Consider the following 3,192-nt stretch of genomic DNA (forward strand, 5'->3'; position numbering starts at 1 on the left):
CTCCTCCTGGGAGGGGTCGGGGTGGGTCAGGGAGGAAAAGCCACCGATTTACGCCCCTCCTCCGGCAGATCTAGAAACACCCGATCGTGGGCCTCTAGCCCAGTTAAGACCTGGGTTTTGCTGTCCTGGGTCAGCCCCACGGTGACGGGCTTAAACACCGGATTGCCCTGGTCGTCGGCGACCTGTACCCCCAGTTGACCGGCCTGGGTGGCAATGGCGACGGTCGGCACCATCAGCGCGTTCGATATCGTTTCGCCGATGAAGGTGGCGTCCACCGTCATGCCCGACTTGAGCTGGTCGAGGCCGGTGAGCGGCGTGACCACCACCTGAAACACCGTCACGTTGTTTTCCACCACGGCCTCGGGGGCGATGCGCTTGACCCGGCCCGTAAACACCGCCTGTGGAAAGGCATCGGCGACGATCTCCACCGCCTGGCCAACCCTGACCTGGGCAATGTTGGCCTCAGAAACATCCACCTCCACCTCTAGCCCCGAGGAGATGGCCAAAATTGAGCTGGAGGTGGCGGAGGCCGTGGCTGACGCCGATGTGGTGGGGGTAACAATCGCGCCGACGGTGGCGTAGATTTGGGTAATCACCCCGGCAAAGGGGGCGCGGATGGTGGCTTCGTTAATTTGAGTTTCAATCGCGGCGACCTGGGCCTTGGCGGCATCCACGGCGGCGGCGGCGGCGGTAATCTCTTCAGGGCGAGAGCCGCTGGCGGTTTCTTCGAGCTGGGCCTGGGCCTGCTTCAAGCTGGCCTCGGCGCCACTGGCTTGGTTAACGTACTGGTCAAGGTCATTCTGGGAAATTGCCCCGCGGGCCGCCAGCTCCCGGTAGCGGGCTAGCTGCATAACGGTCAGGGTGACCTGGGATTTTGCCGAGGCCACCTCAGCTTCGGCCCGCCGAATCGCCTCAGCTCGGTTGCCCGCTACAACCCTGGCGTAGTCGGCGGCGGCCTGGGCCAGCTGGGCCTGGTTTTGCTTCAGCTCGTCGGTGAGGGTGCCTACTTCCATCTGGGCTAGCACCTGGCCGGCCTGCACCGGGTCGCCCTGTTCGCCGTATAAAATCTCCAGCCGTCCTGCGGTTTTGGGGCTGAGGTTGACGGTGTCTTTGGCCACCACGCTGCCGGTGCCCTCGACCCGCACCGTCAGCGCGGTAGTTTCAACGGGTTGGGTAAGGGCTGCTAACGATTGTTCGCGGGTGTCGCTGGGGGGCCGTAGCAGCCTGGGGCCGACCAGCACCCCTAGCCCCAGCAGCCCGATGCTGGCGATCGCCCAGGTCAGACCCCAGCGGCGACGAGGTTTTGGCCGCCCAGCCGCTGGCTGGGCTGGGGTCGCCCCGGCGCTCGGGCGGGATGGAGCCGAATAGTGATCGAGATCGATTTTCATATCAAAACCATCCAGGACGGTTGTGGCGGTGCGAAAAGAAGAAAGCCCCTCTCGATCCCATGGGTATGGCACCAAGAGGAGCGGTGTGGAGTGAAACTTAGGAAATAAGGTGAGTGAACCGCTGCAGATTACAGGCCAGGGAAGCCCAGCTGCTGCGCCTGCTCAAACTGCTCTGGCGACAAAACGGTCTTTAACTCTTCCGCCATGCTGGCCTGGATAGTCTCTAGCTGGCTTTGCTGATCGGCACTCAGGTTAAGCTGAGCCACCAAATCCGGAGGCGAGTCCGACGCGGGCTGATCGAGCTGGGCCGCCTGGAGATCCTCAAGCTGCTGCCGTTGGGATGAGGTCAAAATACCCTCCAGGCTAGATTGATAGCCCTGTACGATGCTGCGCAGCTGCCGCATCTGTGACCGGCTCAGGTTTAAGGAACGGATAGCCTCTCGGTTTGGGGCCCCAGCGGGCTGCCCCAGCGCCAATGGGGGGGTGGTGATCAGCAAGGTACCGACGCCGATGCTCACCAGCAGTAATCGAGACGCTGTTCGTATTACAACTTTAAGGGTCATTTGACATCTCCAAATATGAGGATGGAACGCAAACTCCATGGGTTCAGGGTGATGCTCAAGGGCTTGAACTGAACCCGTGGGATAGGCCCATCCTAGGGGGAGGATGGGCGGTAACACCTGAAGCAAACCTCTCAAACGCACTAGGGCAAATGTCGCTCTCTGGGGTGGGAGAATAGTCCTAATCTTCAGCCGTAGTGAAAAAAGCTTCCCTTGCCCTCGAGGTAGAGGCTAAGGAAAGCTAGGAGCGATAGTTAGGGAGTGAAAAGTAGTCAATGCACCCGAGGGTGCCATCCTAGAGGCTATCGATTAGCCAACAAATTGGGCATAACGCAATCTCTCCATAGTGATCAACAGTGGAACACACAACCAACCCGGTTGGGTATAGCCCGATCCTAGGGGCCAAGTCTCTGCTGGGGCCTGAAGCAAATCTCCTAAACTCAGCAGGTCAATTGTCGCCTTCTGGGCTGGGAGATTTGTCCTACTGGCCTTCGCCAATCGGCACGATGAGCCCCATGGTTTCGAGCTGCTGAAGCTGCTGGAGGGTCAAAATAGCCTCAAACTGGGCCATTAAAAGCGTGCGCAGGGCCGTAAGCTCGTCCTGTTGGGCAGGGCTGAGATGCAGTTGATCGATGGGATCTACGTCTGGGTTAAGGGTGGGTGCATCCTGATAGTTGGCCCGCAGAGCATTGAGCCGAGTTAGCTGGGCCGGGGTCAGCAAAGCCTCAAAACTGGCCTGATGGGCCTCAACGACATTTTCTAGGGCCTGCATCTGAGTAAAGCTGAGACTCAGGCTTTCTAACCCCGACGACTGGATAGTAGCAACGGGTTTTATGGGCTTGATTTGCGCTACGGCCAAACTACTCACCATCAGCGCTCCGGCACAGACGGTAAACAACGCTAAATAGGTAGAACAACGGCCTAGAACTTGATTGAGCATGGGCATATCTCCAGCAAAGTGTAGGGAGCACATACCCCTAGCCTGGAGACAAGCTCCAGGGGCAGGGGCAGCCTTAGCCTAGGGTTTGCCAACGAGGTGACGCCTGAAGCAAACCTCCTAACCCCGTTAGGGCAAAGGTCGCTAAGTAGGCAGTTGAGATTAAATGTAAGATAGCAGGGTAGCCAGAGTGCCCTCAAATGCCCGCCCCATTACGCATCATTTTGACCGAGGAAGAAGACCGCACGTTAAGTGAACTTCGGGAGGCTCAGACAGTTCCCTATCGGACGCGTGACCGAGCGCATAT

At 59.1% G+C, this 3,192-nt stretch carries 3 protein-coding genes; all 3 read right to left on the reverse strand.

The window, feature by feature from the left end; genetic code table 11:
* Window positions 1-26 precede the first annotated feature (26 nt).
* Window positions 27-1,388, reverse strand: coding sequence for an efflux RND transporter periplasmic adaptor subunit (locus tag IQ254_RS30475; protein ID WP_193969883.1), 1,362 nt, complete (start codon window positions 1,386-1,388; stop codon window positions 27-29).
* Window positions 1,389-1,516: 128 nt separating this feature from the next.
* The gene (locus IQ254_RS30480) at window positions 1,517-1,951 is read right to left on the reverse strand and encodes a Spy/CpxP family protein refolding chaperone (protein ID WP_193969884.1); all 435 of its coding nucleotides are present in this window, start codon (window positions 1,949-1,951) and stop codon (window positions 1,517-1,519) included.
* Window positions 1,952-2,429: 478 nt separating this feature from the next.
* Window positions 2,430-2,888 carry a hypothetical protein gene (locus IQ254_RS30485; RefSeq protein WP_193969885.1) on the reverse strand — a complete coding sequence of 153 codons (459 nt, stop codon included), beginning with the start codon at window positions 2,886-2,888 and terminating at the stop codon, window positions 2,430-2,432.
* Between the last annotated feature and the right edge of the window lie 304 nt (window positions 2,889-3,192).

Source organism: Nodosilinea sp. LEGE 07088 (assembly GCF_015207395.1).
Lineage (GTDB): Bacteria > Cyanobacteriota > Cyanobacteriia > Phormidesmidales > Phormidesmidaceae > Nodosilinea.